General features: G+C 71.7%; 27 protein-coding genes. 14 read left to right on the top strand and 13 right to left on the bottom strand.

Features of this window, described 5'->3' with window-relative positions; translation table 11 throughout:
- Nucleotides 1-169: 169 nt before the first annotated feature.
- Both MFF58_RS00460 and mobA read left to right on the top strand, forming a co-directional pair.
- Nucleotides 170-1,318, top strand: a complete 1,149-nt coding sequence (locus tag MFF58_RS00460) for an Mrp/NBP35 family ATP-binding protein (RefSeq protein WP_238284856.1) — start codon at nucleotides 170-172, stop codon at nucleotides 1,316-1,318.
- On the top strand, nucleotides 1,311-1,964 hold the full coding sequence (gene mobA / locus MFF58_RS00455) for a molybdenum cofactor guanylyltransferase MobA (protein WP_279603394.1): 654 nt from the start codon (nucleotides 1,311-1,313) through the stop codon (nucleotides 1,962-1,964). The genes MFF58_RS00460 and mobA overlap by 8 nt, the downstream gene beginning before the upstream one ends.
- A gap of 119 nt (nucleotides 1,965-2,083) precedes the next feature.
- On the opposite strand, the gene MFF58_RS00450 is transcribed toward mobA, so the two are convergent.
- From MFF58_RS00450 to MFF58_RS00420, 7 genes are all read right to left on the bottom strand, one after another.
- Entirely contained in the window at nucleotides 2,084-2,542 is a 459-nt protein-coding gene (locus MFF58_RS00450) for a peptidylprolyl isomerase (RefSeq protein WP_238284601.1), read from the bottom strand.
- 84 nt (nucleotides 2,543-2,626) lie between these two features.
- Entirely contained in the window at nucleotides 2,627-3,124 is a 498-nt protein-coding gene (locus MFF58_RS00445; RefSeq protein ID WP_238284600.1) for a UCP034077 family protein, read from the bottom strand.
- Nucleotides 3,125-3,131: 7 nt separating this feature from the next.
- Nucleotides 3,132-3,680: a peptidylprolyl isomerase gene (locus tag MFF58_RS00440; RefSeq protein ID WP_238284599.1), complete on the bottom strand. Its 549-nt coding sequence runs from the start codon at nucleotides 3,678-3,680 to the stop codon at nucleotides 3,132-3,134.
- A 20-nt stretch (nucleotides 3,681-3,700) separates the two neighbouring features.
- Nucleotides 3,701-4,204 (bottom strand): pantetheine-phosphate adenylyltransferase, encoded by a 504-nt coding sequence (coaD, locus tag MFF58_RS00435; RefSeq protein ID WP_238284598.1) that lies wholly within the window; start codon nucleotides 4,202-4,204, stop codon nucleotides 3,701-3,703.
- A 236-nt stretch (nucleotides 4,205-4,440) separates the two neighbouring features.
- On the bottom strand, nucleotides 4,441-5,430 hold the full coding sequence (gene coaA, locus MFF58_RS00430; RefSeq protein WP_238284597.1) for a type I pantothenate kinase: 990 nt from the start codon (nucleotides 5,428-5,430) through the stop codon (nucleotides 4,441-4,443).
- Nucleotides 5,427-5,750 (bottom strand): phosphoribosyl-ATP diphosphatase, encoded by a 324-nt coding sequence (locus MFF58_RS00425; RefSeq protein WP_043356782.1) that lies wholly within the window; start codon nucleotides 5,748-5,750, stop codon nucleotides 5,427-5,429. The genes coaA and MFF58_RS00425 overlap by 4 nt, the downstream gene beginning before the upstream one ends.
- Nucleotides 5,751-5,874: 124 nt before the next feature.
- A complete protein-coding gene (locus MFF58_RS00420) occupies nucleotides 5,875-6,822 on the bottom strand; it encodes an aspartate carbamoyltransferase catalytic subunit (protein WP_238284596.1) in 948 nt (315 codons plus the stop codon).
- Between the two features lie 163 nt (nucleotides 6,823-6,985).
- On the opposite strand from MFF58_RS00420, the gene MFF58_RS00415 reads away from it, so the two are divergent.
- The 5 genes from MFF58_RS00415 (at nucleotide 6,986) to MFF58_RS00395 (ending at nucleotide 14,236) form a co-directional block, all read left to right on the top strand.
- Complete coding sequence (locus MFF58_RS00415) at nucleotides 6,986-7,849, top strand: cytochrome b/b6 domain-containing protein (RefSeq protein WP_238284595.1); 864 nt, start codon at nucleotides 6,986-6,988, stop codon at nucleotides 7,847-7,849.
- Nucleotides 7,846-8,778, top strand: coding sequence for a molybdopterin-dependent oxidoreductase (locus MFF58_RS00410; RefSeq protein ID WP_238284594.1), 933 nt, complete (start codon nucleotides 7,846-7,848; stop codon nucleotides 8,776-8,778). Before MFF58_RS00415 ends, MFF58_RS00410 begins: the two co-directional genes overlap by 4 nt.
- Before the next feature lie 397 nt (nucleotides 8,779-9,175).
- Entirely contained in the window at nucleotides 9,176-11,860 is a 2,685-nt protein-coding gene (topA, locus tag MFF58_RS00405; RefSeq protein WP_238284593.1) for a type I DNA topoisomerase, read from the top strand.
- Nucleotides 11,861-12,474: 614 nt separating this feature from the next.
- Nucleotides 12,475-13,245 (top strand): Bax inhibitor-1/YccA family protein, encoded by a 771-nt coding sequence (locus MFF58_RS00400; RefSeq protein ID WP_238284592.1) that lies wholly within the window; start codon nucleotides 12,475-12,477, stop codon nucleotides 13,243-13,245.
- Between the two features lie 97 nt (nucleotides 13,246-13,342).
- Nucleotides 13,343-14,236 (top strand): dihydrodipicolinate synthase family protein, encoded by an 894-nt coding sequence (locus MFF58_RS00395; protein WP_238284591.1) that lies wholly within the window; start codon nucleotides 13,343-13,345, stop codon nucleotides 14,234-14,236.
- Nucleotides 14,237-14,249: 13 nt separating this feature from the next.
- Here the strand turns inward: MFF58_RS00395 and MFF58_RS00390 are convergent, their stop codons facing one another.
- Entirely contained in the window at nucleotides 14,250-14,624 is a 375-nt protein-coding gene (locus MFF58_RS00390) for a DUF2794 domain-containing protein (protein ID WP_238284590.1), read from the bottom strand.
- A gap of 377 nt (nucleotides 14,625-15,001) precedes the next feature.
- On the opposite strand from MFF58_RS00390, the gene bluB reads away from it, so the two are divergent.
- Complete coding sequence (gene bluB, locus MFF58_RS00385) at nucleotides 15,002-15,640, top strand: 5,6-dimethylbenzimidazole synthase (RefSeq protein WP_238284589.1); 639 nt, start codon at nucleotides 15,002-15,004, stop codon at nucleotides 15,638-15,640.
- Nucleotides 15,641-15,822: 182 nt separating this feature from the next.
- Nucleotides 15,823-16,332 carry a L,D-transpeptidase gene (locus MFF58_RS00380; RefSeq protein WP_373323236.1) on the top strand — a complete coding sequence of 170 codons (510 nt, stop codon included), beginning with the start codon at nucleotides 15,823-15,825 and terminating at the stop codon, nucleotides 16,330-16,332.
- Nucleotides 16,333-16,339: 7 nt separating this feature from the next.
- Here MFF58_RS00380 and MFF58_RS00375 read toward each other — a convergent pair whose 3' ends face one another.
- The gene (locus tag MFF58_RS00375; RefSeq protein WP_238284587.1) at nucleotides 16,340-16,645 is read right to left on the bottom strand and encodes a cupin domain-containing protein; all 306 of its coding nucleotides are present in this window, start codon (nucleotides 16,643-16,645) and stop codon (nucleotides 16,340-16,342) included.
- A gap of 200 nt (nucleotides 16,646-16,845) precedes the next feature.
- Here MFF58_RS00375 and MFF58_RS00370 point away from each other — a divergent pair, with 200 nt between their 5' ends.
- Nucleotides 16,846-17,856 (top strand): 2-keto-3-deoxygluconate permease, encoded by a 1,011-nt coding sequence (locus tag MFF58_RS00370; RefSeq protein WP_238284586.1) that lies wholly within the window; start codon nucleotides 16,846-16,848, stop codon nucleotides 17,854-17,856.
- 204 nt (nucleotides 17,857-18,060) lie between these two features.
- Here the strand turns inward: MFF58_RS00370 and MFF58_RS00365 are convergent, their stop codons facing one another.
- Nucleotides 18,061-18,282, bottom strand: a complete 222-nt coding sequence (locus tag MFF58_RS00365; RefSeq protein WP_238284585.1) for a DUF1674 domain-containing protein — start codon at nucleotides 18,280-18,282, stop codon at nucleotides 18,061-18,063.
- Between the two features lie 143 nt (nucleotides 18,283-18,425).
- Here MFF58_RS00365 and MFF58_RS00360 point away from each other — a divergent pair, with 143 nt between their 5' ends.
- Complete coding sequence (locus tag MFF58_RS00360; protein ID WP_238284584.1) at nucleotides 18,426-19,730, top strand: RsmB/NOP family class I SAM-dependent RNA methyltransferase; 1,305 nt, start codon at nucleotides 18,426-18,428, stop codon at nucleotides 19,728-19,730.
- Nucleotides 19,731-19,937: 207 nt separating this feature from the next.
- Here the strand turns inward: MFF58_RS00360 and gyrA are convergent, their stop codons facing one another.
- Both gyrA and MFF58_RS00350 read right to left on the bottom strand, forming a co-directional pair.
- On the bottom strand, nucleotides 19,938-22,673 hold the full coding sequence (gyrA, locus tag MFF58_RS00355; protein ID WP_238284583.1) for a DNA gyrase subunit A: 2,736 nt from the start codon (nucleotides 22,671-22,673) through the stop codon (nucleotides 19,938-19,940).
- Nucleotides 22,674-22,848: 175 nt separating this feature from the next.
- Nucleotides 22,849-23,181, bottom strand: a complete 333-nt coding sequence (locus MFF58_RS00350) for a hypothetical protein (protein WP_238284582.1) — start codon at nucleotides 23,179-23,181, stop codon at nucleotides 22,849-22,851.
- 218 nt (nucleotides 23,182-23,399) lie between these two features.
- Between MFF58_RS00350 and MFF58_RS00345 the strand changes: the two genes are divergently transcribed.
- Nucleotides 23,400-24,263, top strand: coding sequence for a S49 family peptidase (locus MFF58_RS00345; RefSeq protein WP_238284581.1), 864 nt, complete (start codon nucleotides 23,400-23,402; stop codon nucleotides 24,261-24,263).
- 36 nt (nucleotides 24,264-24,299) lie between these two features.
- Here the strand turns inward: MFF58_RS00345 and MFF58_RS00340 are convergent, their stop codons facing one another.
- Nucleotides 24,300-25,166 (bottom strand): NAD(P)-dependent oxidoreductase, encoded by an 867-nt coding sequence (locus MFF58_RS00340; protein WP_238284580.1) that lies wholly within the window; start codon nucleotides 25,164-25,166, stop codon nucleotides 24,300-24,302.
- 108 nt (nucleotides 25,167-25,274) lie between these two features.
- Between MFF58_RS00340 and MFF58_RS00335 the strand changes: the two genes are divergently transcribed.
- Together MFF58_RS00335 and MFF58_RS00330 are read left to right on the top strand one after the other, a co-directional pair.
- A complete protein-coding gene (locus tag MFF58_RS00335; protein WP_238284579.1) occupies nucleotides 25,275-26,297 on the top strand; it encodes a P1 family peptidase in 1,023 nt (340 codons plus the stop codon).
- A 106-nt stretch (nucleotides 26,298-26,403) separates the two neighbouring features.
- Nucleotides 26,404-26,670 carry a GCG_CRPN prefix-to-repeats domain-containing protein gene (locus tag MFF58_RS00330; protein WP_238284578.1) on the top strand — a complete coding sequence of 89 codons (267 nt, stop codon included), beginning with the start codon at nucleotides 26,404-26,406 and terminating at the stop codon, nucleotides 26,668-26,670.
- Nucleotides 26,671-26,696: the final 26 nt, after the last annotated feature.

Raw genomic sequence — 26,696 nt, 5'->3', positions numbered from 1 at the left:
GCAACCGGAATCCCGCGGGTCATGCCCGGCCGAACCGGCCCAGGGTGGGCGCGGGCATGGGCAAGCGGGCGATCGGGGTGCGGTCGTCGATTGCGGATTGGGGTCTGGTGTTCTCGTCCCGCGCGGTTACATGCAGCTGGCATACCTGCTTGCCCCCTTGGAGGACGACTTGGCGATCACCCGCGACGACGTAGTGAAGGCGCTCGCCAGCGTCACCGTCGATGCCGCCGGCACCACCCTGCCCGGCTCCGGCCGGCTCTCCGAGGTCGTGGTCGATCCGAACGGCCGGGTGATGTTCTCGATCCTGGTCGATCCCAGCGAGGCCGAGCGGTTCGAGCCGGTGCGGCGGCAGGCCGAGGGCCGCGTGCTGCAGATGCCGGGCGTCTCGGGCGTGTTCGCGAGCCTCACGTCCGAGCGGGGACCGGGCCACCCGGCCCAGAGCGGCGCCGCCCCGCAGCCCGTCACGCCGCCGCCGGTCGCGCCGCCGCGCCCCGGCGCGCCGCCGAACCAGGGGCCGCAGATCGCCGGCGTGCGCCACATCGTGGCGGTCGCCTCAGGCAAGGGCGGCGTCGGCAAGTCCACCACCGCGTGCAACCTCGCCCTCGCCCTGCAGGCGCAGGGGCTGAAGGTGGGCCTCCTCGACGCCGACATCTACGGCCCGTCGGTGCCGAAGCTGTTCGGCCTCTCGGGCAAGCCCAACGTCGTCGACAACAAGGCCATGGAGCCGATGGTCGGCTACGGCCTCAAGGTCATGTCGATCGGCTTCCTGATCGAACCCGAGACCGCCATGATCTGGCGCGGCCCGATGGTGCAATCGGCCATCACGCAGATGCTGCGCGACGTGCTGTGGGGCGAGCTCGACGTGCTGCTCGTCGACATGCCGCCCGGCACCGGCGACGCCCAGCTCACCATGGCGCAGGCGACGCCCCTCTCCGGCGCCGTGATCGTCTCGACACCCCAGGATCTCGCGCTGATCGACGCGCGGCGCGGCGTGACCATGTTCAAGAAGGTCGCGGTGCCGATCCTCGGCGTGATCGAGAACATGGCGACCTTCGTCTGCCCGAATTGCGGCCACGCCTCGCACATCTTCGGGCACGGCGGCGCGCGGATCGAGGCCCAGCGCCTCGGCGTGCCGTTCCTCGGCGAGGTCCCGCTCGACATGACCATCCGCGAGACCTCGGATTCCGGCCAGCCGGTCGTGGCGACGGATCCGGGGGGGCCGCACGCCAAGGTCTATCGGGACATCGCGGCGCAGCTTTGGGCGAACCTGTCCGGCGCACCGGCCGGGCGCACGGCGCCGAAGATCGTCATTGAGTGAGGCCGTGGCTCCGCCGGTGCTGGGCCTGATCCTGGCCGGCGGGCAGGCGCGGCGGATGGGCGGCGGCGACAAGCCGCTGCTGCGCCTCGGGGGCCTGACGCTGCTCGAGCGCGTGGTCGCGCGGTTGGCACCCCAATGCGGGGCGGGACTGGCGCTGAGCGCCAACGGCGATCCGGCGCGGTTTTCCGGGTTTCCGGGTCCGATCCTGCCGGACCCGGTTCCGGATCAGCCGGGCCCGCTCGCCGGCATCCTCGCCGGGCTGGAGCACGCCGGAGCGCGGGGCATCGCGCGCGTGGTGAGCGTATCGGGCGACGCGCCGTTCCTGCCGGAGGACCTGGTGGCGCGGCTCCAGGCTGCCGAGCCGCAGGGTGGCATCGCGCTGGCGGCGTCGGGCGAGCGGCGGCACTACACGATCGCCCTCTGGCCGTCGGCCCTGCGCGATGACCTGCGGGCCTATCTGGAGCGGGGCGAGCGGCGCGTCGGCGCCTTCATCGACCGAAACACCGCAGCGGTGGCGTCGTGGACGGTCCAGCCGATGGACCCGTTCCTCAACATCAACACGCCGGAGGATCTGGCGGCGGCGGAGGATGCCGCGCCGAGATCGGAAGCCGCCGGTCGTGGGGGCGGGCGATCGGCGGGTAAGTGAGCCCGACCCAGATCCCGGCCACGCCCACCTCCTGAAGTGCCGCGGGCGCCTCAGGAGGAGGTCGATGGGAGATGCGAGGGCCACCCGCGGGTACGGGCGGCCCGGCACTCAGGTCAGCCTCAGGCGGCGCCGACGGTCGCCTTCACGATCTTGTCCGGGGAGCGCGGCGGCTCGCCCTTGTTGATCGTGTCGACCACGTCCATGCCCTCCACGACCTTGCCCCACACCGTGTACTGCTTGTCGAGGAAGCGGGCGTCGTCGAAGCAGATGAAGAACTGCGAGTTCGCCGAGTGCGGGAAGTTGGTCCGCGCCATCGAGCAGGTGCCGCGCACGTGCGCCTCGGCGTTGAACTCGGCCTTCAGATCCGGCAGGTCCGAACCGCCCGAGCCGGTGCCGGTCGGGTCGCCCGTCTGGGCCATGAAGCCGTCGATCACCCGGTGGAACGGCACGCCGTCGTAGAAGCCCTGGGAGGCCAGCGTCTTGATGCGCTCCACGTGGCCGGGGGCAAGGTCGGGGCGCAGCGCGATCACGACGCGGCCCTTGGTGGTTTCCAGGACGATGGTTTCGTTGTCGGCCATAACTCTATCCTTCCGGTTGATGAAACTGTATCGGCGCGCGCCGCATCCGGCCAGCGCCCGTGAGAGAGGGGGGATCGCCGGCGTTCAGGCCGGCGGGCGGTAGACGAAGCGGAGCGCCACCGGCCGGCCCGCGATCGCCCGGCCGAGGCCTGGCGTCAGGTTGACCGGGGTGCAGCGCGCCAGGGCGTCGAGGGTCCCGCGCACCAGGGCGGTCCGCTGGCTGCCGGAGACGCCGGCCGCGTAGGTGACGCGCGGCGGCCCGATCAGGCTGCCGTCGCGGCGCAGCGACAGGCGGAGCGTGATCTCGATGTCGTCCGCCCCCGGGCTCGGCGGCCCGAGCCCGGCCGGCACCTGCCAGCAGGCGGCCAGGGCCGGGTAGAGCGCGACGAGGGTGTCGGCGGGCCGGGTGGCCATCCGGGACAGGGGTACCGCGACGGTGCCCCGGAGGGTCTGCGGCAGGCTCAGCGGATAGGCGCCACCGGGCTCGAAGGCGTAGCCGTAGAAGGGGCTGCCCTCGTAAGGCGCGGCGGCCGCCGGAGCCAGGCTCAGCAGGAGGACCGAGGCGGCGCGCCAGCCCGGCATGCGGCCGCTACTTGGCCTTCTCGGCCAGCGTCATGCTGACGATCTTGTCGGGGTCCTGCACGGCGCCGCCGGGTGCGCCGGGGGCCGCCCGCTTGATCTTGTCGAGCACGTCGAGCCCGTCGGTGACGGCGCCCACGACCGTGTACTGGCCGTTCAGGAAGGGCGCATCGCCGAGGCAGATGAAGAACTGAGAATTGGCCGAGTTCGGGTCGGACGAGCGGGCCATGCCCACCGTGCCGCGGCGGAACTGCGCCGATTGCGAGAACTCCGCCGGGATGTTCGGCAGGCTGGATCCGCCGGTGCCGTTGCCCTTCGGGTCACCGGTCTGGGCCATGAAGCCGTCGATCACCCGATGGAACTTCAGGCCGTTGTAGAAGCCCTGGCCGATCAGCGTCTTGATCTGCTTGACGTGCTTGGGCGCGAGGTCCGGCCGCAATTCGACGGTGATCCGCCCGTCCTTGGTCTGGAGATAGACCGTGTTGGCGTCGGCGGCCTGGGCCGCGCCGGCGGTGCCGAGCGCGAGGACGAGCGCGAGAAGGGTGTGGCGTCGATTCATCGGGTTCTTCCAGGTCAGGGTCAGGAACGGGCGGCGAAGCGCTGCCGGAGGCGTTCGGCCACCGCGGCGGGCACGAAGGGCGAGACGTCCCCGCCCATGCCGGCGATCTGGCGCACCAGCGTCGCGGTGATCGGGCGCGCCTGCGTGGAGGCGGGCAGGAACACGGTCTGCACCTCCGGTGCCATGGCGCCGTTCATGCCGGCGAGCTGCATCTCGTAGTCGAGGTCGGTGCCGTCGCGCAGGCCGCGGATGAAGATCGCCGCGCCGCAGCGCCGGGCCGCCGAGACGGCGAGATCGTCGAAGGTGACGATCTCCAGCGCCGCGCCCTCGGCCTGCGCCACCGGCCCGCAGGTCTCGGTCAGCAGGACGGCCCGCTCCTCGGCTGAGAACAGGGGCGACTTGCCGGGATGCACGCCAATGGCGATCACGAGGCGGTCCACCAGCCGGCAGGCTTGGCGGATCACGTCGAGATGGCCGTTCGTGACCGGATCGAACGAGCCGGCATAAAGGGCGGTGCGGGTCATCGGCGCCCGACCTAGAGCATTTTCGCGCCGGACGGAACCTGGGTCTCGGAGGGGCCGCCCGGCCGGCGGCCCGATCACGCGGCTTCGCGCCCCCTGCCCGGGGCCGCGCCTCTCCGCGGTGCCAGGGGGCGCGGGCGGGGCGAGCCGGATGAGCCTCCAGGGCCTGCCGGCCGGTCCGCCGCCGCTCCGCCGCTGCCGCAGGCTGCGTTCCCCGCGCAGGGCGGCGTGCCCACAGGTCACAGCCGCCGCAGCGCCACGCTCTCGATGCGGTGGCTCGCGCCCTTGGTGAGGATCAGGCTCGCCCGCTGGCGGGTGGGCACGATGTTCTCGCGCAGGTTCGGCAGGTTGATCGTGGTCCAGAGCCGGTCGGCGATGTCGAGCGCCTCGGGTTCCGCGATCTCGGCGTATTTCCGGAAGTAGGAACGGGGGTCTCGGAAGGCGGTCTGGCGCAGCTTCATGAAGCGCGTGACGTACCAGCGGTGCAGGTCGTCCTCGTGGCCGTCGAGGTAGATCGAGAAGTCGAAGAAGTCGGAGACGAACGGGATCGCGGTGCCGTCCCGCGGCAGGCGGGCGGGCTGGAGCACGTTCAGGCCCTCGACGATCAGGATGTCGGGGCTCTCCACCACCCGCTCCTCCCCGGGAACCCGGTCGTAGACGAGGTGCGAGTAGAGCGGCGCGGTCACGCGCTTGTGGCCGGCCTTCACGTCGTGGAGGAAGCGCAGCAGCGCGGCGGTGTCGTAGCTCTCCGGGAACCCCTTGCGCTCCATCAGGCCGTTGGCGGCGAGTTCGGCGTTGGGCAGCAGGAAGCCGTCGGTGGTGACGAGGTCGACCTTCGGGGTGTTGGGCCAGCGCGCCAGCAGGGCGGTCAGGATGCGGGCGGTCGTGGACTTGCCCACCGCCACCGAGCCGGCGAGCCCGATGATGTAGGGCGCCTTGGTCTCGCGCTCGGCGAGCAGGAAGCGCTGCGTCGCCTTGAACAGCCCCTGCGTCGCCGCGACGTAGAGGGCGAGCAGCCGCGACAGCGGCAGGTAGATCGCCTCGACCTCCTCCACCGAGATCGGGTCGTTGATCGATTGCAGCCGCTCGAGATCCTCCTGCTTGAGGGTGAGCGGCGTGTCGGCGCGCAGCTGCGCCCATTCCTCGCGGCTGAAGCGGCGATACGGCGAGAGCCGGTCCGACGCGTCGAGGATCGCCTCGACCGAGCCCGGCAGCGTGGCCGCGTTCACGCGTGGCGCCTCGCGGCCTTCTCGGCGATGCCGCTCTGAGCGGTGCGGCGCTCCAGCTCGGCCATCACGGCCTCGAGCTCGACCCCGCCGGCCCGGAGCAGCACGACGAGGTGGTAGAGCACGTCGGCGGCCTCGTTCCGCAGGCCCGTCTTGTCGCCCTGCACGGCCGCGATCGCCGCCTCCACCGCCTCCTCGCCGAGCTTCTTGGCCGCCTTGGCGGGCCCCTCCGACAGGAGCTTGGCCGTGTAGGAGGTGGCCGGATCGGTCCCGGCGCGGCTCGCCACGAGGGCGGCGAGGTCGGCGAGCGTGTAGGCGGTCATGAAGCGATCTGCATGTTGGACCGGCCCCTGATACGGACCGGGACCGGATTTCGGCAGGAAACTGCGCTACGGCCGCTCCGCGGGCAAGCGGTGCGGGTGAAGGCCGCCCGGCTTTGTCCGGGGCTCACTCGTTCGGCAGGTGCCGGGCTAGCGCCTCCAGCACGGCCATGCGCACGGCGACGCCCATCTCGACCTGCTCGCGGATCAGCGACTGCGCCCCGTCGGCGATCTCGGAGGAGATCTCGACGCCGCGATTCATCGGCCCCGGATGCATCACCAGGGCGTCGGGCTCGGCCAGCGCCAGCTTCTCGCCGTCCAGGCCGAAATAGCGGAAATACTCCTTCACGGAGGGCACGAACGAGCCGTTCATGCGCTCCCGCTGAAGGCGCAGCATCATCACGATGTCGCAGCCCACCAAGCCCTTGCGCATGTCCGTGAAGGTCTCGACGCCGAAGCGCTCGATCCCGGCGGGCAGCAGCGTCGAGGGGGCGATCAGGCGGACCCGCGCGCCCATGGCCTGCAGCAGGATGATGTTGGAGCGGGCCACCCGCGAGTGCAGGACGTCGCCGCAGATCGCCACCCGCAAGCCCTCGATCCGGCCCTTGTTGCGGCGGATGGTGAGCGCGTCGAGGAGCGCCTGGGTCGGGTGCTCGTGGGCGCCGTCGCCGGCATTGACCACCGCGCAATCGACCTTGCGGGCGAGGAGGTGGACGGCGCCGGCCGATTCGTGCCGGACCACGATGATGTCGGGCCGCATGGCGTTGAGCGTCGCGGCGGTGTCGATCAGGGTCTCGCCCTTCTTCACCGAGGACGAGGCCACCGACATGTTCATCACGTCGGCGCCGAGTCGCTTGCCGGCGAGCTCGAAGGACGATTGCGTCCGCGTCGAGGGCTCGAAGAACAGGTTGATCTGCGTGCGACCCCGCAGGGTCGTGCGCTTCTTCTCCACCTGCCGCGAAATGTCGACGGCGGAATCGGCGGCGTCGAGCAGGGCCTCGATGTCGGGCCGGGTCAGGCCCTCGATGCCGAGGAGGTGACGGTGCGGGAAGGCCGGGGGCGCGGGCGTCGTCATGATGAGGCCCGGGTGTAGGTGCGGCGCGCCGTCCCGGCAAGGCGGGGGGCGCCCGCGGTCTTTTTTTCCGGCGGATGGTAACCCGCGCTCCGCGCGCCACGTATCTGCCCGAACGGTCGGGAATCAGACGTCTCCCGGCGCCGCATGCCCGGGATCCAGACGCTTGGCCGCCTCCCCTGCCCTCGAAGCCCCCGAGACCGTCGACCGGCACGGGCGCCGGTGGTTCTACCGCCACCCGCTGGTGATCCGGCTGGCGCACTGGATCAACGCCGTCGTGCTGCTGGTGCTGCTGATGAGCGGCCTGCAGATCTTCAACGCCCATCCGGCCCTCTACTGGGGCGCGGTCTCCACCTTCGACGATCCGGCGCTGGCCATCACCAGCGAGCAGGGTGGCGACGGCAAGAGCCGCGGGGTTGTGACGGTCGGCACGCACAGCCTCGACACGACCGGGGTGCTCGGCCTGTCCCGCGGCGCGGGCGGCGCCGATGTGGAGCGGGCCTTCCCGGCCTGGGCTACCCTGCCGGCCGATCAGGACCTCGCCACGGGCCGGCGCTGGCACTTCCTGTTCGCGTGGCTCCTGGTGATCAACGGCGCGGTGTACCTGCTGTACGGCCTGTTCAGCGGCCAGCTCCGCCGCCGGCTGATCCCGGACGGGGACCAGATCCGCGACTTCGGCGGCTCCGTGAAGGAGCACCTGCTCCTGCGCTTCCCCGAGGGCACGGAGGCCAAGCGCTACAACGTGATCCAGAAGCTCACCTACCTCGTGCTGGTGCTGGGCCTGCTGCCCGCGATGGTGCTGGCCGGCCTCGCCATGTCGCCCGGGATGGACGCCGCCTGGCCCTGGCTCACCGAGTTGTTCGGGGGGCGCCAATCGGCGCGGAGCGTCCACTTCATCGCCGCCGGCCTGATCGTGCTGTTCGTGGTGGTCCACGTGCTCCTGGTCCTGGTCTCCGGCCTCGTGAACAACATGCGCGGCATGATCACCGGCTGGTTCAGCCTCGGCCGTGACCGGGAGACCGCGCGATGATCCTCCACCGCCGCAAGCTCCTCACCGCCGGCGCCGGCCTGATGGGCACCGCCCTGCTCGGCGGCTGCGACCGCTTTGCCGGGACCGATACGGGCCGGCGCACCCTCCAGGTCGGCGAGGACGCCAACCTGTACGTCCAGCGCCTGCTGATGGGTCCCGCGACCCTCGCGCGGGAATTCCCGGCCGCGATGATCTCGCCCTGGTTCAAGCCGAACGGCACGATCGATCCGCCGGACCGGGCCTACCGGGCGCTGGCGGCGAAGGCCTTCGCCGATTTCAAGCTGACCGTCGACGGCCTGGTCGAGACCCCGCTGTCGCTCAGCCTCGCGGACCTGCGCGCCCTGCCGTCGCGGACGCAGATCACCCGTCACGATTGCGTGGAGGGCTGGAGCTGCATCGGGCAATGGGCCGGGGTGCCCCTCGCCGAGCTGCTGAAGCGGACCGGGCTCAAGCCGCAGGCACGCTACGCGGTGTTCCACTGCGCCGACACGCTCGAATATGCCGGCAGCCAGGACGGGGCCTTCCTGAGGCCCGGTCAACCGGGCGCGGTGCGCGAGGCCTACGTCCAGCTCGCCGCCGCCGAGGATTGGGGCGGCGCGCCCACCGCCACCGATGCCCCCGCGGCCGATTGGGGCCAGGGCAGCCCGGATCCGGAGCCCGACGATAAGGGCAGGCCGATCCGCTACTACGAGAGCATCGACCTCTACGACGCCGTCAACCCGCAGACGATCCTGGCCTACGACCTCAACGGCAAGCCGCTGCCGGTCTCCAACGGCGCGCCGCTGCGCCTGCGGGTGGAGCGGCAGCTCGGCTACAAGCAGGCCAAGTACGTGATGCGGGTCGAGCTGGTGGAGTCGCTCAAAGGCCTCGGCCAGGGCGGCGGCGGCTACTGGGAGGATCGCGGCTACGAGTGGTACGCCGGGATCTGACATCCGGTCGACCGGAACCGGTGTCGTCGGCCTCGCCCGGCCCGCTTCGTCACATCCCGAACGGACACGTCGCGCTTCGGCACCTCGGGAGACGGGCAGGACCCCGTGCGCCCGGGAGCCGGCCGTGCGGCGGAGGGATGGCCCGGACGAGGTGGTCCGGGGGCCCGGGGCTCGGTCCGATCGCGAGATGCGGAGTGGACTTGCTGCGCCGGCTCCGAGGCGCTGCCGGCCCCGATCCCGCCTCGACCTGCGTCGCCCCCGCCATTTGACATCCCGCCGCCCGTGACCCACTTGTCCCCGGCGCGCGGCCCCGGCCCGACGGCGGGCATCTGTCCCACGCGAGTCTCGAACAGAATTCGTCCGTCGCGCCCAGGCTCCGTCAGGGGCAGAGGTCTGTATGAAAGTCGTCGTCGTCGAGTCGCCGGCCAAAGCCAAGACGATCAATAAGTATCTCGGCCGCGACTATGAAGTCATCGCCTCCTTCGGGCATATCCGCGACCTGCCGCCCAAGGACGGCTCGGTGGATCCCGAGCAGGACTTCCACATGGTCTGGGAGCTGGCCGACCGCGGGGCGAGCCGGGTCTCCGAGATCGCCAAGGCGGTCAAGGGCGCCGACAAGCTGATCCTCGCCACCGACCCGGATCGCGAGGGCGAGGCGATCTCCTGGCACGTGCTGGAGGCGCTCACCGCCCGCAAGGCCCTCAAGGGCATACCGGTCGAGCGCGTCACCTTCAACGCCATCACCAAGTCCTCGGTCGAGGCGGCGATGCGCAAGCCCCGGGAGATCGACCAGGCCCTGGTCGACGCCTACCTGGCGCGCCGGGCGCTCGACTATCTCGTAGGCTTCAACCTCTCGCCGGTCCTGTGGCGCAAGCTCCCGGGCGCCCGCTCGGCGGGACGAGTCCAGTCGGTGGCCCTGCGCCTCGTGGTCGAGCGCGAGATGGAGATCGAGCGGTTCAAGCCGCGCGAGTACTGGACGCTCATCGCCACGCTGACCACCGCCGACGGCGCGACCTTCGAGGCCCGCCTCGTCGGTGCGGACGGCAAGCGCATCCAGCGCCTCGATGTCGGGACCGGCGAGGAGGCGGCCGCCTTCAAGCGCGACCTCGAACTCGCGACCTTCCAGGTGGTGAGCGTCGAGGCGAAGCCCGCCAAGCGCCACCCGCAGCCGCCCTTCACGACCTCGACGCTGCAGCAGGAAGCCTCCCGCAAACTCGGGATGGCGCCGGCCCAGACCATGCGGGTCGCCCAGCGGCTCTACGAGGGCGTCGATATCGGCGGCGAGACGGTCGGCATCATCACCTACATGCGGACCGACGGCGTCGACATGGCGCCGGAGGCGATCCAGGACGCCCGCCGGGTGATCGGGAAGGAGTTCGGCGACCGCTACGTCCCGGACGTGCCGCGCAAGTACAGCGTCAAGGCCAAGAACGCTCAGGAGGCTCACGAAGCGGTGCGGCCCACCGACATGGGTCGCCTGCCGAAGGCGGTGGCGCGGCACCTCGAGCCCGAGCAGGCCAAGCTCTACGACCTGATCTGGACCCGCACCATGGCGAGTCAGATGGAATCGGCCGAGCTGGAGCGGACCACCGTGGACGTCACCGCGAAGGTCGGCCCGCGGCAGATCGACCTGCGCGCCACCGGCCAGGTGGTGAAGTTCGACGGTTTCCTGACCCTCTACCAGGAGGGCAAGGACGACGAGGAGGACGAGGAGAGCCGCCGCCTGCCGCCGATGAAGGCCGGCGACCCGCTCACCCGCGAGCGCATCAGCTCGACCCAGCACTTCACCGAACCGCCGCCGCGCTACTCCGAGGCCAGCCTCGTGAAGCGCATGGAGGAACTCGGCATCGGCCGGCCCTCGACCTACGCGGCGGTGCTCCAGACGCTGCGCGACCGCGAATACGTCAAGATCGAGAAGAAGCGGCTGCAGCCCGAGGACAAGGGGCGGCTCGTCACGGGCTTCCTGGAGAGCTTCTTCCGGCGCTACGTCGAGTACGATTTCACCGCGGACCTGGAGGAGCAGCTCGATCGCGTCTCCAACGCCGAGATCGACTGGCGGGCGGTGCTGCGCGACTTCTGGCGCGACTTCTCGGCGGCGATCGGCGAGACCAAGGAGCTGCGCGTCACCGACGTACTGGAGGCTCTGAACGGCCTCCTCGGACCGCACATCTTCCCCGACAAGGGCGACGGCTCGAACCCCCGCACCTGCCCGACCTGCGGCGCGGGCCAGCTCTCGCTGAAGCTCGGCAAGTTCGGTGCCTTCATCGGCTGCTCGAACTACCCGGAGTGCAAGTACACTCGCCAGCTCTCGGCCACCGGCATCGATGGCGACGGTGACGGCACTTCGGCCGAGGGTGGCCAGCCGGGCGTCCGGGTGCTGGGCAACGATCCGGCCACGGGCCTGCCGGTGACGATCCGCGACGGCCGCTTCGGCCCGTTCGTCCAGCTCGGCGAGGCCTCCACCGAGAAGGGCGCGGAGAAGCCGAAGCGCTCGTCGCTGCCCAAGGGGCTCGCACCCTCGGCGGTGGAACTGGAGAAGGCGCTGGCTTTGCTGTCGCTCCCCCGCGAGGTGGCGCGCCATCCCGAGACCGGCGAGCCGATCCTGGCCAATCTGGGCCGCTTCGGACCCTACGTGCAGCACGGGAAGACCTACGCCAATCTCGGCAAGGATGACGATGTGCTGGAGATCGGCGGCAACCGCGCCATCGACCTGATCGTCGCCAAGGAGCAGGGCGGAGGGCGCGGCCGTCCGGCCGCCGATCCGGGTCGCCCGCTCGGCACGGACGCGGCCACCGGGCGCGACCTCGTGGTCAAGGCCGGCAAGTACGGGCCCTACGTCACGGACGGCGAGGTGAACGCCACGCTGCCGAAGACCGTGAGCGCCGAGGCGCTGACGCTGGACGAGGCGATCACCCTGGTGAACGCCAAGCGGGCGGCGGGCGGTGGCAAGCCGGCGAAGCGCGGTGCGGCCCGTAAGACGTCGGCCCGGAAGGCGACCGGCGACAAGCCGGCGGCCAAGAAGACCGCCGCCAAGAAGCCGGCGGCCAAGAAGGCGCCGGCGAAGAAGTCGGGCGCCGGCTGAGGCTTCGGAGGCTCGGGACCGGGACGAGGGCGGTCCCGACGCGCCTCCGATCCCGACAGGCCACGCGGCGGCGGTAGGACCGGGCGCGCCCGGATCGGGTCGTGCGCCACCGCAGGTCCGACGGACGATCACGCTCGGCGCACCGGGGAGAAGGCGGGCAACGGCCGGGTCGCGATCCGAGCAGGCGGACTGACCCCGCCCGGAACCGGCCAGGGCTTCCACGGGGGGGCGGCATGACCCACTGCCGGGCCACTGGCGTCGCTCGGCCCGACCCGGATCGCTGCCATGGGACGGTTCTCGCGCGGATGCCGGAGAGCGGTGTGCGGCCGTACGACTCGGCATTCGGAAGCTGCCAAGATTTCGCGGCGGTCGCCCCGGCGCAACCGCTAGTCAAACGCCCGGCCGGACGACCGGGAATGCATTTTAATCCGTGGCCGCATGGACAAAATTACATCGTCCGGACGCCGAAAAGCGCCGTCTCAACCGTGGCCGGGGACTTGTGTCGGGGACCGGGGCGCAACATATTCCTGACCGAGGCGCCAGTCCGGCGCCAGAGGTCCTGCGTGGGCCTCGACCGAACACCACGCTGAGAGAGCCTCCGCAAGGAAACTCCCATGGCATTCGAGAACAGTCCCTTCCGGTATGGCGCCCAGCAGCCCGCCGGCTACGCCGGTACCCAGGTCGAAGTCGACCAGGGCCTGCGGACCTTCATGCTCGGCGTCTACAACAACATGGTCGTCGGCCTCGGTATCTCGGGCCTCGTCGCGCTCGGCCTGAACATGGCCTCCGTGGCGGCCTACCAAGGCACGCGTCCGGTCCTGACCCCCTTCGGTCAGACGCTCTACCTCAGCCCGCTGAAGTGGGTTCTGATGCTCGCCCCGCTGGCGTTCATCTTCGTCTTCTCCATGCGCATGGACCGGATGTCCGCCTCGTCGGCGCGGACGATGTTCTGGGCCTTCGCGGCGGTGATGGGCGCCTCGCTGTCCTCGCTCCTGCTGGTCTTCACCGGTGGCAGCGTGGTTCAGGTGTTCTTCATCACGGCGGCGGCCTTCGGCTCGCTCAGCCTCTGGGGCTACACCACCCGGCGCAGCCTGTCGGGCATGGGCTCGTTCCTGATGATGGGCCTGATCGGCATCATCCTCGCGTCGCTGGTGAACATCTTCTTCGCCTCCTCGGCGCTCCAGTTCGCCATCTCGGTGCTGGGTGTGCTGATCTTCGCGGGCCTGACCGCCTACGACACGCAGAAGCTCAAGGAGATGTATCTCTACGGCGGCTTCGACGGTGAGATGGCGGCCAAGATGTCGGTGAACGGCGCCCTGACGCTCTACCTGGACTTCATCAACATGTTCCAGTTCCTGCTGAGCTTGATCGGCGACCGCCGCTAACCGCCAGCCCGAACTGCGAACCGAAGAGCCCCGGCGGGAAACCGCCGGGGCTTTTTTTTGGCCGCGCCGACGCGCCGGGATAGGCTACGCTGGCGCCATGCCCCGAATCACCGGCCTCGCCGCCTTCCCGATCACGCCGAGCGATGCGGCGGGCCGCATCGACGCCGACGGTCTGCGCCGGTTGCTCGCGCCGCTGGTGAAGGCCGGCGTCGATTCTATCGGTCTCCTCGGCAGTACGGGGACCTATGCCTATCTGACGCGGGAGGAGCGTCGCCGGGCCGTGACGATCGCTGCCGAGGCCGTGGGCGGGCGGGTGCCGCTACTGGTCGGCATCGGCGCCCTGCGGACCGACGACGCGGTCCGGCTGGCGCAGGACGCGCGTGCGGCTGGGGCCGATATGGGTCTCCTCGCGCCCGTCTCGTACACGCCGCTCACGGACGATGAGGTCGTCGCGCATTTCGAGACCGTGGCCGAGGCCGGCGGGCTGCCCCTGGTCCTGTACGACAATCCCGCCACCACGCATTTCCGGTTCTCACCGGCTTTGATCGGCCGGATCACGCGCCTGCCCGGCATCGTGGCGGCGAAGTGCCCGGCGCCGGAACCCGCGGCCGCGGCGGCCAACCTCGCCGCGCTGCGCGAGGCGGTTCCGCCGGATGTTCCCCTCGGCTTCAGCGGCGACTGGAACGTCACCGAATCCCTGATCGCGGGCGGCGCGGCGTGGTTCAGCGTGGCGGCGGGCCTGTTCCCGCGGGCCTGCCTGGCGATCGTGCGGGCCGTCGCGGCGGGCGATACCGCGCAGGCGCGCACCCTGAATGCCGGGCTCGAGCCCCTCTGGGCGCTGTTCAGGGCGCATTCCAGCCTGCGGGTGGTCTACGCCCTGGCCGATCACATGAGCCTGTGCCGGGCCGCGCCGCCGCTGCCAATCCGGCCCCTCCCGATGGAGATCCGGGCCGAGATCGCCGCCACCGTCCGCGCGCTGAGCCTGGAGTGAGGGGCCCAGCCGATCAGACCGCCCTGGGTGCCGGCTCCAGCACGGCGATCACCCGGGCCAGGTCGGCGCCGCGCTTCAGGATCTGGCCGCTCGCGGCGATCACCGCGAAGGCGCCCTGACGGCGGGCCAGCTTCGGGTCCTTCTCGATCCGGTAGAGCGGCATCTCGGAGGCGCGGCGGTAGATCGAGAACACCGCCTTGTCCCGGCGGAAATCCAGGGCGTAGTCGCGCCACTCGCCGGCGGCGACCTGCCGGCCGTAGAGATTGAAGATCGTGCGCAGTTCGTCCCGGTTGAAGGCGACCTGCGGAGGAGCCGCGCGGGCTGGGAAGGGGATGACATGCCCTGCCGCCTCGTCGGGCCTCGACCCGGCGCTCGTCCGTTCGGTCATCATCGCTCCCGTGCATCGATCCTTTGCCGGATGATGGGCTTCGCCGCAGCGGCCCGCAAGGGCGGGGGTGGGTGAGGTCCGCATCGTCCGGGCATGCGGTCCGAGCGTGTCGTCCGAGACACGCGCAAGCGACAAAAAACACGCTTCCGCCCCATTCGCGCCTTTTCCGGGCCGCGTTGCCGGGTCACAACATTGTCTGAACCTCGCCGGGCCCTGCCCGGTCGGCGCCCGCAACCCAGCTCCCCAGCCCGCGGTCGCCCTTCGGGATCCCAGGATCCGGCACTCCGAGGTTTCGAGACCCAAGGACTTCAGGCCGCCCCTCCGGGCGGCCTTTTTTCTGGTTCCGGTTCGCACCGGGATGCGGGTATGCCGTCATCATGGGCCCGCCCGCCTTCGACGACGCCTTCGTGCACGACCTCGACGCGCTGTTCGCGTGGCGCCGGGACGTGCGTCGCTTCCGGACCGATCCGGTGGACGAGGAGGTCCTGCGCGCCTGCCTGGCCGCGGCCCACCGGGCGCCGTCCGTGGGCAACAGCCGCCCCTGGCGCTTCGTCCGGGTCTCGGATCACGGCCGGCGGGCGGCCGTGGCCGAGAGCTTCGCCCGCTGCAACGCCGCGGCGGCGTCCGGCTACGACGCGGAGCGGGCCGCCCGTTACCGGACCCTCAAGCTTGCCGGCCTGCACGAGGCGCCGGTTCATCTGGCGGCCTTCTGCGATGGGGCAACCGAGACCGGCCTCGGCCTCGGGCGGGCGAGCATGCCGGAGACGCTGGCCTACTCGGTCGTCGGGGCCGTGCAGTGTTTCTGGCTGGCGGCGCGGGCCCGGGGGCTGGGCGTCGGCTGGGTGTCGATCCTGGAACCCGATTCGGTGACCGCGATCCTGGCGGTGCCGCCGGCGTGGCGGCTCGTGGCCTATCTCTGCGTGGGCCAACCCGTGGAGGAACACAGCGACCCCGAGCTGGAACGCCACGGCTGGCAGGCGGAAGACACGCGCGGCTGCACCCTCGTCGAGCGCTGAGCGCGGCCCGGCTCAGACTTGCGGGCGGCGACGCGTCCCCGATCATCTGGTTTACGATGCTCTTTTACCGTGCCCGACAGTTTCGGGGACCCAGCCCCCGTCAACCATAGCTTTTCCTGGAACGACAAGCGCGGCCGTGGATTACTTGGCCGCAGAGGGTCTTGCTTGTCGAGGAACAGGTGATGTCGGGTCGGATGGCGGCTTTATTCGGATGGGCCGGCGCGATGCTGGCCGGTTGTTTGGGACCCACTCAGGCGCGCGAGGTCGTGGCCTTCCAGAACGGCGTCGCGCCTGGCTCGGTCGTGATCAGCGTGTCGCAGCGCAAGCTCTACCTGGTCAACGGCGACGGGACGGCGATCCGCTATCCCGTGGCGGTGGGCCGGCCCGGCAAGCAATGGTTCGGCACGGCGAGCATCGACGGCAAGTACGTCGCCCCCGCTTGGTCACCGCCGGCCGAAGTGAGGCGCGACAACCCGCGCCTGCCGAACCTCATCGCGGGCGGCTCGCCGCACAACCCGATGGGCGCGGCGGCCATGACCCTGGCGGGCGGCGAATACGCGATCCACGGCACCAACCGCCCGAGTTCGGTGGGCACCTACGCGTCGTATGGCTGCATCCGCATGTACAACCAGGACGTGGTCGACCTCTACGGACGGGTCGACGTGGGCACGCAGGTCTACATGACCCACTGACGCCCGTTCAGGCCGGCGGGGCCGTCGCCTCGACGGCCGTGAAGGTCTCCAGGATCCGGTAGGTGTGTTCGACGCCGGCCGGCACGCTGTACGAATCGCCGGCCGCGAGGGCCACGGTCTCGGTCCCCACCACCAGTTCCGCCCGGCCGCTGATCACGTAACCCACGGTCTCGTGGGCCGAGGTGGTCATCGGCTTGTCGGCGTTCGGCTCCTCGCCCCGCCACATCCGCATCCCGAGCCGCTCGCCGCGGGCCAGGGTGATCTCGCCGTGCGGCCCTTCGGCCGCGCCCCGTGCCGAAACTTTCGTCGCCATCTCGAACCTCGCTGGATGAACCGGGCCAACGGTGTCGCGGGGCGGCCGTTCCGCCCCCGGAGCGGCGCTTGACGCCCGGCGAGGGCCCACGACAGGATGCCACACCGGTCCACCACGGTGCCCGACAGAGGCGCGGACCGGCACGACGCCCTCGGGGATCCGGAGCGTCGGCGAGACGCCGGACGGTTGGGGGGCGCACGATGCGGATCAAGGCGGCGATCGACAGGATTCCCGGCGGGCTGATGCTGGTGCCGCTCCTGCTCGGCGCCCTGTGCAAGACGTTCGCGCCGGGCGCCCCGGCCTACTTCAAGGGCTTCACGCAGGGGATCATGACCGGCGTGATCCCGATCCTCGCCGTATGGTTCTTCTGCATGGGCGCGTCGCTGCGCCTCGGCGCGACCGGCACGGTCCTGCGCAAATCCGGCACGCTGGTGCTGACGAAGCTCCTGGCGGCCTGGGCGATCGTGATGGTCGCGTCGCTGTTCATCCCCCCCGAGGGGATCCAGACCGGCTTCTTCGCCGGATTGTCGATCCTGGCGCTCGTCTGCGCGATGGATATGACGAACGGGGGCCTCTACGCCTCGCTGATGCAGACCTACGGCAGCCGGGAGGAGGCTGGCGCCTTCATCCTGACCTCGATCGAGTCGGGCCCGCTGATGAGCATGATCATCCTCGGCGCCTCTGGGGCGGCGCATTTCGAGCCGCAGATCTTCGTCGGCGCGGTGCTGCCGTTCCTCGTCGGCTTCGCGCTGGGCAACCTCGACCCCAAGCTGCGGGCGCTGTTCGCCCCGGGCGGCCAATTGATGATCCCGTTCTTCGCCTTCGCGCTCGGCAACACGGTCGATCTCAACAACCTGCTCTCGCCGCTCGCCGGGCTCGGTGTCGTTCTGGCGCTGGCGGTGATCGTGCTGACCGGCATCCCGCTGATCCTGGCCGATCGAACCATCGGCGGCGGCACCGGGACGGCGGGGCTCGCGGCCGCATCCACGGCCGGCGCGGCGGCCGCCAACCCGCTGGCGATCGCCGCCGTGGCCCCGCAATTCGCCCCGGCGGCGCAGACGGCGACGGTGCTGGTGACGATCTGCATCATCGTCACCTCGATCCTCGTCCCGATCCTGACCGGCCTCTGGTACCGGCGCTTCGGCGGCGCCGCCGCAGAGTCCGAGCGGGAGGCGCCGCTCCGAACCCATGGCGGTTTCCCGGCCGAGTAGAAGGACCGGCGTTCGACCACTCCCGGGCCTACCCGCTCCCGCCCGCTTCCCGGGATGCGGCGCAGCAGGCGCGAAGGAGGCAGTTCGAGGCCGCCTTCGAGGCCTCCAGGACGCTCCGGCGTCTGGAAATCAGGGCGACGACGGGAGGATGAGGGGGAGGACGGAGCGGGGCGCGAGCGCCCCGGCATCCGCGCCGATTGACCCTCAGAAGTCGACCGCGAGGCCCTTCACCTCCCAGTCGTCGTAGCGCACCGGCTCGAGGCCGCCGCGGCCCAGGCGCTCGGGCTTGGCGCTGATCGCGGCCGCATGGGCGTCGATGGCGGCGCGGCGTTCGGCCGCCTCGGCCAGGGCACGCTGTGCCGCGGGGCTCAAGGGACGCGGGGCGGCCCCGGGATCGTCCCGGTCAGGTCTGTTGGGGTCTTGCATCGCGCTCGCTCGGGTGTGAGGGCGTGAGCCGTCAGGAATTCGGCTCCGGAGCAGAAGTGGCATCGCGGGACAAAGGTCGCAACAGGCGGGTCGTCGCTTCGACGGGCGGGCCGGTCGCAGAGGCGGGCCCAGAGACCGCGGGCTTGGGCGCGCGCCGCGCCGCGTTGCAGGCGGTCGCCGCCCTGATCGGGCAGGAGCGCCCGCCGGCCCTGGACGACGCCGTCGCGCAGGCGACCCGCTCCGCATCGCTGGCACCCGCCGACGCGGCCCTGGCGCGGGCCATCGCGGTGGCGACCTTCCGGCGCTACGGGCTGATCCGCGCGGCGCTCGGCCGGCGGCTGGAGCAAGGCCTTCCCGCCGCCAAGCCGCAGCTCACGGCGCTGCTCGCCACGGCGACGGCGCAGATCCTCGATCTCGCGGTCCCGGACCACGCGGCGGTCGACCTCGCGGTGCGGCTCGCCAAGGCGGACACCCGTACCGCGCACCTCGCGGGCCTCGTCAACGCGGTGCTGCGCCGGGTCGCCCGGGAGCGCGACGCGATCCTGGCCGAGGATGCCGACGCGCTCACGGTCAACACGCCGGACTGGCTCGCCCGCCGGTGGAGCGCGGCCTATGGGCCGGAGCAGGCCGGCCTGATCGCGCAGGCCCATCTCGCGGGTGCGGCGATCGACCTGACGCCGCGCGGTGACGGGGCCGACTGGGCCGCGCGGCTCGGTGCCGTGACGCTGCCCACCGGCTCCCTCCGGCTGCCCGAGAACGGGCCGGCGATCCCCGAACTGCCCGGCTTCCAAGAGGGCGCGTGGTGGGTGCAGGACGCCGCCGCGGCGCTTCCGGCCCGGCTCCTGGCACCCGAGCCGGGCACCCGCGTGCTCGACCTCTGTGCGGCCCCCGGCGGCAAGACCCTGCAGCTCGCCGCTGCCGGCGCCCGCGTGACCGCCGTCGACCGTTCCGCGCCGCGGCTGGAGCGCCTGCGCGAGAACGTCGCGCGGCTCGGCCTCGCTGTGGAGATCGTGGTGGCCGACGCCTTCGCGCTGGTGCCGCAGGACCACGACGCCGTCCTGCTCGACGCGCCCTGCTCCGCCACCGGCACGATCCGGCGCCACCCGGACGTCGCCTGGATCAAGGCGGAGGCCGACATCGCCCGCCTCGCCGGGCTCCAGGCCCGGCTCCTGGACCACGCGGCCGCGCTGGTCCGACCGGGCGGCCTGCTGGTCTACTGCACCTGCTCGCTGGAGCCGGAGGAGGGCGAGGCGCAGATCGCGGCGTTCCTGGCCCGCGAGGCGGGGTTCACCCGCGTCCCGATCCGGCCCGAGGAGGTCGGCGGCGTCGCCGCGCTGATCGACGGCAACGGCGACCTGCGCACCCTGCCGTGCCACCTCCCCGAGGTCCCGGGCGCCCGCGGCGGCCTCGACGGCTTCTTCGCCAGCCGGCTGCGCCGTCACGGGTGACGCCGCGGAACCGCGCGGCGCCGAGTCGCTGGGCGCCGCATCGTGTGCCGACTTTCCGGTCGGGTTCGGGTGCGCCGAACCGGTCCGCGACAGGGGGGCGCGGAGGGAAGCCTATGCCTTCCCCGGCCGCCGCCGCCGGGCGCGCCCCGGGGACGGGCACGCGGCCCGCCGCGGGGCGGCGCGCCGCCGGGGCCGCGCGGCGGCGCCTCAGGCCTCCGCGACGGCCTCGTCGCCGCCTTCCACGCCGCTCTCATCCTCGCCTTCGATGTGCTCCACCGAGACGACCTTCTCGTCCTTGGCGGTGTTGAACACCGTCACACCCTGCGAGGCCCGGCCGACGATGCGGATGTCGTCCACCGGCACGCGGATCAGCTGACCGCCGTCGGTCACCAGCATGATCTGGTCGGAGGCCTCCACCGGGAAGGAGGCGATGAGGCTGCCGTTGCGGGCATTGACCCGCATCGCCGTGATGCCCTTTCCGCCCCGGCCCGAGGTCCGGTACTCGAAGGACGAGGAGCGCTTGCCGAAGCCCCGCTCCGACAGGGTGAGCACGTACTGCTCGGCCGCCCCCATCTCGGCGTAGCGCTCCGGCGAAATCGCGGCCGCCTCGGCGCCGTCCTCGGCCTCAACCTCGCCACCCTCCTCCGCCTCGCCGGTCACCGCGCGGCGCATCTTCAGATAGCCGACCCGCTCCTCGGCGGTGGCGTCGAAGGCGTTCAGGATCGTCATCGAGATGACCCGGTCGTCCTTGGCGAGCTGGATGCCGCGTACGCCGGTCGAGTCGCGGCCCTTGAAGACGCGCACGTCCTCGACGGGGAAGCGGATGCACTGGCCGAGCGCCGTGGTCAGCAGCACGTTCTGCTCCGGCCGGCAGATCTCGACGTGGACGATGTGGTCGCCCGGATCGAGCTTCATGGCGATCTTGCCGTTGCGGTTCACCTGGACGAAGTCCGACAGCTTGTTGCGCCGGACGTTGCCGCTCGCCGTCGCGAACATCACGTCGAGGGTCTCCCAGGACGCCTCGTCCTCGGGCAGCGGCATGATCGTGGTGATGCGCTCGGAGGTGTCCTGCAGCTGCAGGATGTTCACCAGCGCCTTGCCGCGGGCGTTCGGGGCGGCCATCGGCAGGCGCCAGACCTTCTCCTTGTAGGCCTGGCCCTGGCTGGAGAAGAACAGCACCGGCGTGTGGGTGTTGGCCACGAACAGGCGGGTGACGAAATCCTCGTCCCGGGTCGCCATGCCGGAGCGGCCCTTCCCCCCGCGCCGCTGGGCCCGGTAGGTCGAGAGCGGCACGCGCTTGACGTAGCCCGCGTGCGACACGGTCACCACCATGTCCTCGCGGGCGATCAGGTCCTCGTCCTCGACGCTGCCGTCGAAGTCGACGATCTCGGTCCGGCGCGGCGTGGCGAACAGCGCGCGCACCTCCGCGAGCTCGTGCTTCACGATCCCCTGGATCCGCTCCCGCGAGCGCAGGATGTCCAGGTAGTCGGCGATCTCGTCGGCGAGCGTCTTCAGCTCGTCGCCGACCTCGTCGCGGCCGAGGGCCGTGAGGCGCTGCAGGCGCAGGTCGAGGATGGCGCGGGCCTGGGTCTCGGACAGACGGTAGGTGCCGTCCTCGGCGACCCGGTGGCGCGGGTCGTCGACCAGCGCGATCAGCGGCGCGATGTCGTGGGCCGGCCAGTCGCGGTCCATCAGGGCCTCGCGGGCCGTGTTCGGGTCCGGCGAGGTGCGGATCAGCCGGATCACCTCGTCGATGTTGGCGACCGCGATGGCCAGCCCGCACAAGACGTGGGCGCGCTCGCGGGCCTTGCCGAGGAGGAACTTGGTGCGCCGGGAGACGACCTCCTCGCGGAAGTCGACGAAGGCCTGGAGCAGGTCCTTCAGGTTCATCAGCTCGGGGCGGCCGCCGTTCAGCGCCACCATGTTGCAGCCGAAGGAGGATTGCAGGGGCGTGAACCGGTAGAGCTGGTTCAGCACGACATCCGCCATGGCGTCGCGCTTGATCTCGACGACGATGCGCATGCCCGAGCGGTCGGACTCGTCGCGCAGGTCTGAGATGCCCTCGACGCGCTTCTCCTTCACCAGCTCGGCGATCTTCTCGACGAGGGTCGCCTTGTTCACCTGATAGGGGATCTCGGTGAAGATCAGCGCCTCGCGCTCCTTGCGCAGCTCCTCGACATGCGACTTGGCGCGCATGATCACCGAGCCGCGGCCCGTCGCGTAGGCCTGCCGGGTGCCGGCCCGTCCGAGGATCATGCCGCCGGTCGGGAAGTCGGGGCCCGGTACGATCTCGGTGAGCTGCTCGATGGTGAGGCCGGGCTCGTCGATCAGCGCCACGCAGGCGTCGATCAGCTCGCCGAGATTGTGCGGCGGGATGTTGGTGGCCATGCCCACCGCGATGCCGCCGGCGCCGTTGACCAGCAGGTTCGGGAAGCGGGCCGGGAGGACGGTCGGCTCCTCGCGCGACTCGTCGTAGTTGGGCCCGAAATCGACGGTGTTCTTGTCGATGTCGGTGAGCAGCGCGGTGGCGGGCTTGGCCAGCCGCGATTCGGTGTAGCGCATCGCGGCCGGCGGATCGCCGTCCACCGAACCGAAATTGCCCTGCCCGTCGATGAGCATCAGGCGCATGGAGAAGTCCTGCGCCATCCGCACCAAGGCGTCGTAGATCGATTGGTCGCCGTGCGGGTGGTAGAGGCCGATCACGTCGCCGACGATGCGCGCCGACTTGACGTATTTCCGCTCGGGCAGATGTCCCGACTCGAAGGCGGAGTAGAGGATGCGCCGGTGCACCGGCTTGAGCCCGTCCCGGGCATCGGGAAGCGCCCGGCTCACGATCACGCTCATCGCGTAATCGAGGTAGGAGCGGCGCATCTCGTCGGTGATGGAGACGGGGCGGATGTCGCTGGCGGGCGGGGCTGCGCCAGTCGGAGCGTTCTCGGCCAAGTCGATTTCCGTTCTGAGGCCCGGACGGGCGGTGCTCGCGGCGGCCAAGCGACGCGCCATGCGCCGCCACGGCCTTGCGGAAGAGCAGTGATATCAGACGGTTAAATAAGGTTTTCCAAGGCCGCCCGCAAGGCCGCGTCCCGGCCGGATCCGGTCGGGACGCGGCTCCCGTCGCTCAGTAGAACGTCACGTGCCGATGGCCGAAACGGGGGCTGTGCCCGACGTAGTGCCGCTGGAAGTGACGGCGGTGCCAGTGATGCCGCCGATAGTGGTGCCGGTGATAATGGTGCCGCCGATGCCAATAGTGCCGGCGGTGATGCCAGTGACGCCGCCAATGGTGATGCCGGTGCCAGTGGCGCCGGTAGTGCCAGCGGGCCTGCTGGATCGCGGGGGCGGGCGCCGCCGCCTCGGCGGTCGCCGGGACCGGAAGGGGCGCCGCGCGTGCCGGTGCGCTCGCCAGCCCGCCGAGCAGCGCCGCGAGGAGGACCAGGATCGGCCAGGGTCGCATCGTTTCTCTCCCGTGTGAGCACCCGTCCGAGTCCAGCGGATCCGGGCCGGCACGAAGGCCGCGCCGTCGCCAGAAACCGCCAAGGTCGGCAAACGGTTCGATCCGTCCTGACTGCGCAGACACGCCACTCTTGCTTGCGGTTAAGGAACGCCCAGTTTCCGGTAGGCGCATCCGGGCCGTTCCCCGCCCGGCCCTCCGACGAGCCGCGTAAGATCTCCATGGCGTTCGCGTTGTCCGAAACCCTCCGAGCCCTCCTGCCCCGCCGCTTCCGGGACCGCCGCCCCCGGGTCGCCGTGGTCCGCCTGTCCGGCACGATCGGGGCGGTCTCGCCGATCCGCCCCGGCCTCTCCATCGGCGGCGTGGCCGGCAGCCTGGAACGGGCCTTCGGGATGCCGGGCGCCAAGGCGGTGGCGATCATCATCAACTCGCCCGGCGGGTCCCCGGCGCAGTCGCACCTGATCCACCGCCGCATCCGGGCCCTGGCCGAGGAGAAGCGCCTGCCGGTGGTCGCCTTCGTGGAGGATGTCGCCGCGTCGGGCGGCTACATGATCGCCTGCGCGGCCGACGAGATCGTCGCCGACCCGACCTCGATCGTCGGGTCGATCGGCGTGGTCTCGGCGGGGTTCGGCTTCCCCGGCCTCCTGGAGAAGCTCGGCGTCGAGCGCCGCGTCCACACGCAGGGCGAGGCCAAGTCGATGCTCGACCCGTTCCGCCCGGAGGATCCCGCCGACGTGGAGCGGCTCAAGCGCATCCAAGCCGACGTGCAGGACCTGTTCACCGGCTTGGTGACGACCCGCCGTCCAACCCTGTCGTCGTCCGAGAACCTGTTCACCGGCGCGGTCTGGACCGGACGGCAGGCCCTGCCGCTCGGCCTCGTCGACGCCCTGGGCGACGTGCGCACCACGATGCGCGCGCGCTTCGGCGAGAAGGTCGACCTGCGGCTCGTGGCCGAGGCCCGCGGCGGTCTGCTCTCCCGCCTGCTGCGCCGGGGCGGCGCCCCGGGTGGCATCGGGTCCGGGCTCGCCGAAGGCGCCGTGGCCGCCTTCGAGGAGCGCGCGGCCTACGCCAGATTCGGGCTCTGAGCCACCAACCGGAGGGCGCAGCCCTTCGGACGCCCGCTACCGCCCGGCGCGCCGCGCCGAGACCCGCGCGAGGGCCGCGAGGTCCTTCTCGCCGTCACCGTGGCTGATCGCCTCGATGAGACCGTCGCGCAGGACGCTGGCGAAGGGCATCGGCACGCCCGCACCCTCGGCGGCCTGGAGGGCGAGCCGCACGTCCTTGGCGCCGAGCTTGAGGATGAAGCCCGGCGGCTCGTAGCGGTTCTGGGCGATCGAGGCGCCGTAGCCCTTGTAGACCGGCGAGGCGAACAGCGTGTTGGTCATCAGGTCGAGGAAGTCGGCGCCCGCGACGCCGTGCCCCTCCGTGAGGGCGCAGGCCTCGCCCATGGCCTCGATCGCCGAGATCAGCATGAAGTTGCCGGCGAGTTTGACGGCGTTCGCCCGTGTCGGCTCGTCGCCGAAGCGCCACGTCCTGGCACCCATGGCGTCGAGGAGCGGCCCCGCGCGGTCGATCAGGTCGGCGGCGCCCGCCGCCACGATGTTGAGGTTGCCGGCCTCCGCCACGTCCGGCCGCCCGAAGACCGGGGCCGAGATGTACGGCACGCCCGCCCGTTCATGCACGGCGGCGAGCTGCCCGGCGAGCGCCACCGAGATCGTGCTCATGCCGATATGGAGGCCCGGGCGTTCGGCGCGGTCGAGCAGGCCCCCCGCCACGATCACGGCCTCCAGGGCGGCGTCGTCGGCCAGCATGGTGACCACCGCGTCCCCCGCGAAGGCCTCCGCGGCGCTGCCCACCGGGGTGACCCCATCGATGCCCCGCGCGGCGTCCGGCGTGCGGTTCCAAGCCCGGACCCGGTGGCCCGCCCGCGCGAGGCTGGCGGCCATCCCGCGGCCCATCCGCCCCATCCCGATGATTCCGACGTCCATGCCGTGCTCCTCGCCGCGCTGTGATGCCATGCCAACCGGGCCGACCCGGGCCGGGGTTCGCCGGCACGCCGGATTTGCGCCGATCGGCGGGCGTGGCAAGGTCGGCGCATGCTGCGCAACTGCATCACGGACATTCCCGGCCTGCGGGTCGGCCACGCCGGCGACGCGGCGCTGGCCAGCGGCGTCACCGCGATCCTGTTCGACGCGCCGGTCGTCGCCGCGGTGGACGTGCGCGGCGGCGGGCCGGGCACCCGCGAGACCGACCTGCTCGACCCCGAGCGCACGGTGGAGCGGATCGACGCCCTCGTCCTGTCGGGCGGCTCGGTCTTCGGCCTCGATGCCGCGGCCGGCGTGACCGCGTGGCTCGCCGAGGCCGGGCGGGGCTTCCCGGTGGGCGGCATGCGGGTTCCGATCGTACCGGGCGCGATCCTGTTCGATCTCCTGAACGGCGGCGACAAGGAGTGGGGCCGCTTCCCGCCCTACCGCGAGCTGGGCTTCCAGGCCGCGGCCTCCGCCGCGGAGGACGTGGCCCTTGGATCGGTGGGGGCCGGGACCGGCGCCCGCACGGGCCGGCTCAAGGGCGGCATCGGGTCGGCCTCGGCCCTCGTGGCGGGCACCGGCTTCCGGGTCGGCGGCCTCGTGGCCGTGAACGCCTTCGGCAATGCGACGATCGGGGACGGGCCGCATTTCTGGGCCGCGCCCTTCGAGGAGGGGACCGAGTTCGGCGGTCTGGGCGCCCCGAACCGGGTGCCGGAAGACGCCCTCGCCTTCCCGGGCCGGACGCTGCCGGGGGCCGCCACGACGCTCGCCGTGGTGGCGACCGACGCGGCGCTGACCAAGGCGCAGTGCCGGCGCCTCGCCGTGGCGGCGCAGGACGGCCTCGCCCGGGCCCTCGTGCCGGCCCATACGCCGCTGGACGGCGATCTGGTCTTCGCGGCGGCGACCGGCGCCGTGCCCCTCGCCGATCCCGTCGTCGACCTCGCCCGCCTGGGCGACGCCGCCGCGCGGGTGCTGGCCCGCGCCGTGGCGCGCGGGGTCTTCTCGGCGACCAGCCTGCCGGGCCGCCCGCCGTCGCCGTCCCTGGCGGCCGTCGGCCTTCCACCGGCTTGGCGCGACCTGTTCGGCCCGTGATCCGCGCGGAACGAAGCACCGGGAACGGAGTTACAGGCCGCGGCCGACGGCCGTGTCGCGGCCGGAACCTCGCCGGGCAGCGACCTGCGAAACGGGAGGAATGCTCATGAGAATGACCGGCCTGATCATCGCCGCATCCGTCGCGCTGTTCGCCGGCGGGGCCCAGGCGATGCCGGTAGCGCCGCTCTCCGGCGGCGAGACCTCGATCACCCTCGTTCGCGGCGGATGCGGGTTCGGGGCGCATCGCGGTCCGTACGGCGGCTGTCGCCTGAACCGCGGTCCCCGGGGCGCCATGCGCCGGGCCATGACCGGTGCCCCCCGGGGCTGCCCGCCCGGCCTCTATCGCGGCCCGCGCGGCTACTGCCACCGCTGAGACCCGTCGATGCCGCTCGATCGGAT

Source organism: Methylobacterium longum, assembly GCF_022179385.1.
GTDB classification, from domain to species: domain Bacteria; phylum Pseudomonadota; class Alphaproteobacteria; order Rhizobiales; family Beijerinckiaceae; genus Methylobacterium; species Methylobacterium longum.
Note: the sequence above shows the minus strand (reverse complement) of the source record. Positions and strands in the feature narration are given on the sequence as shown.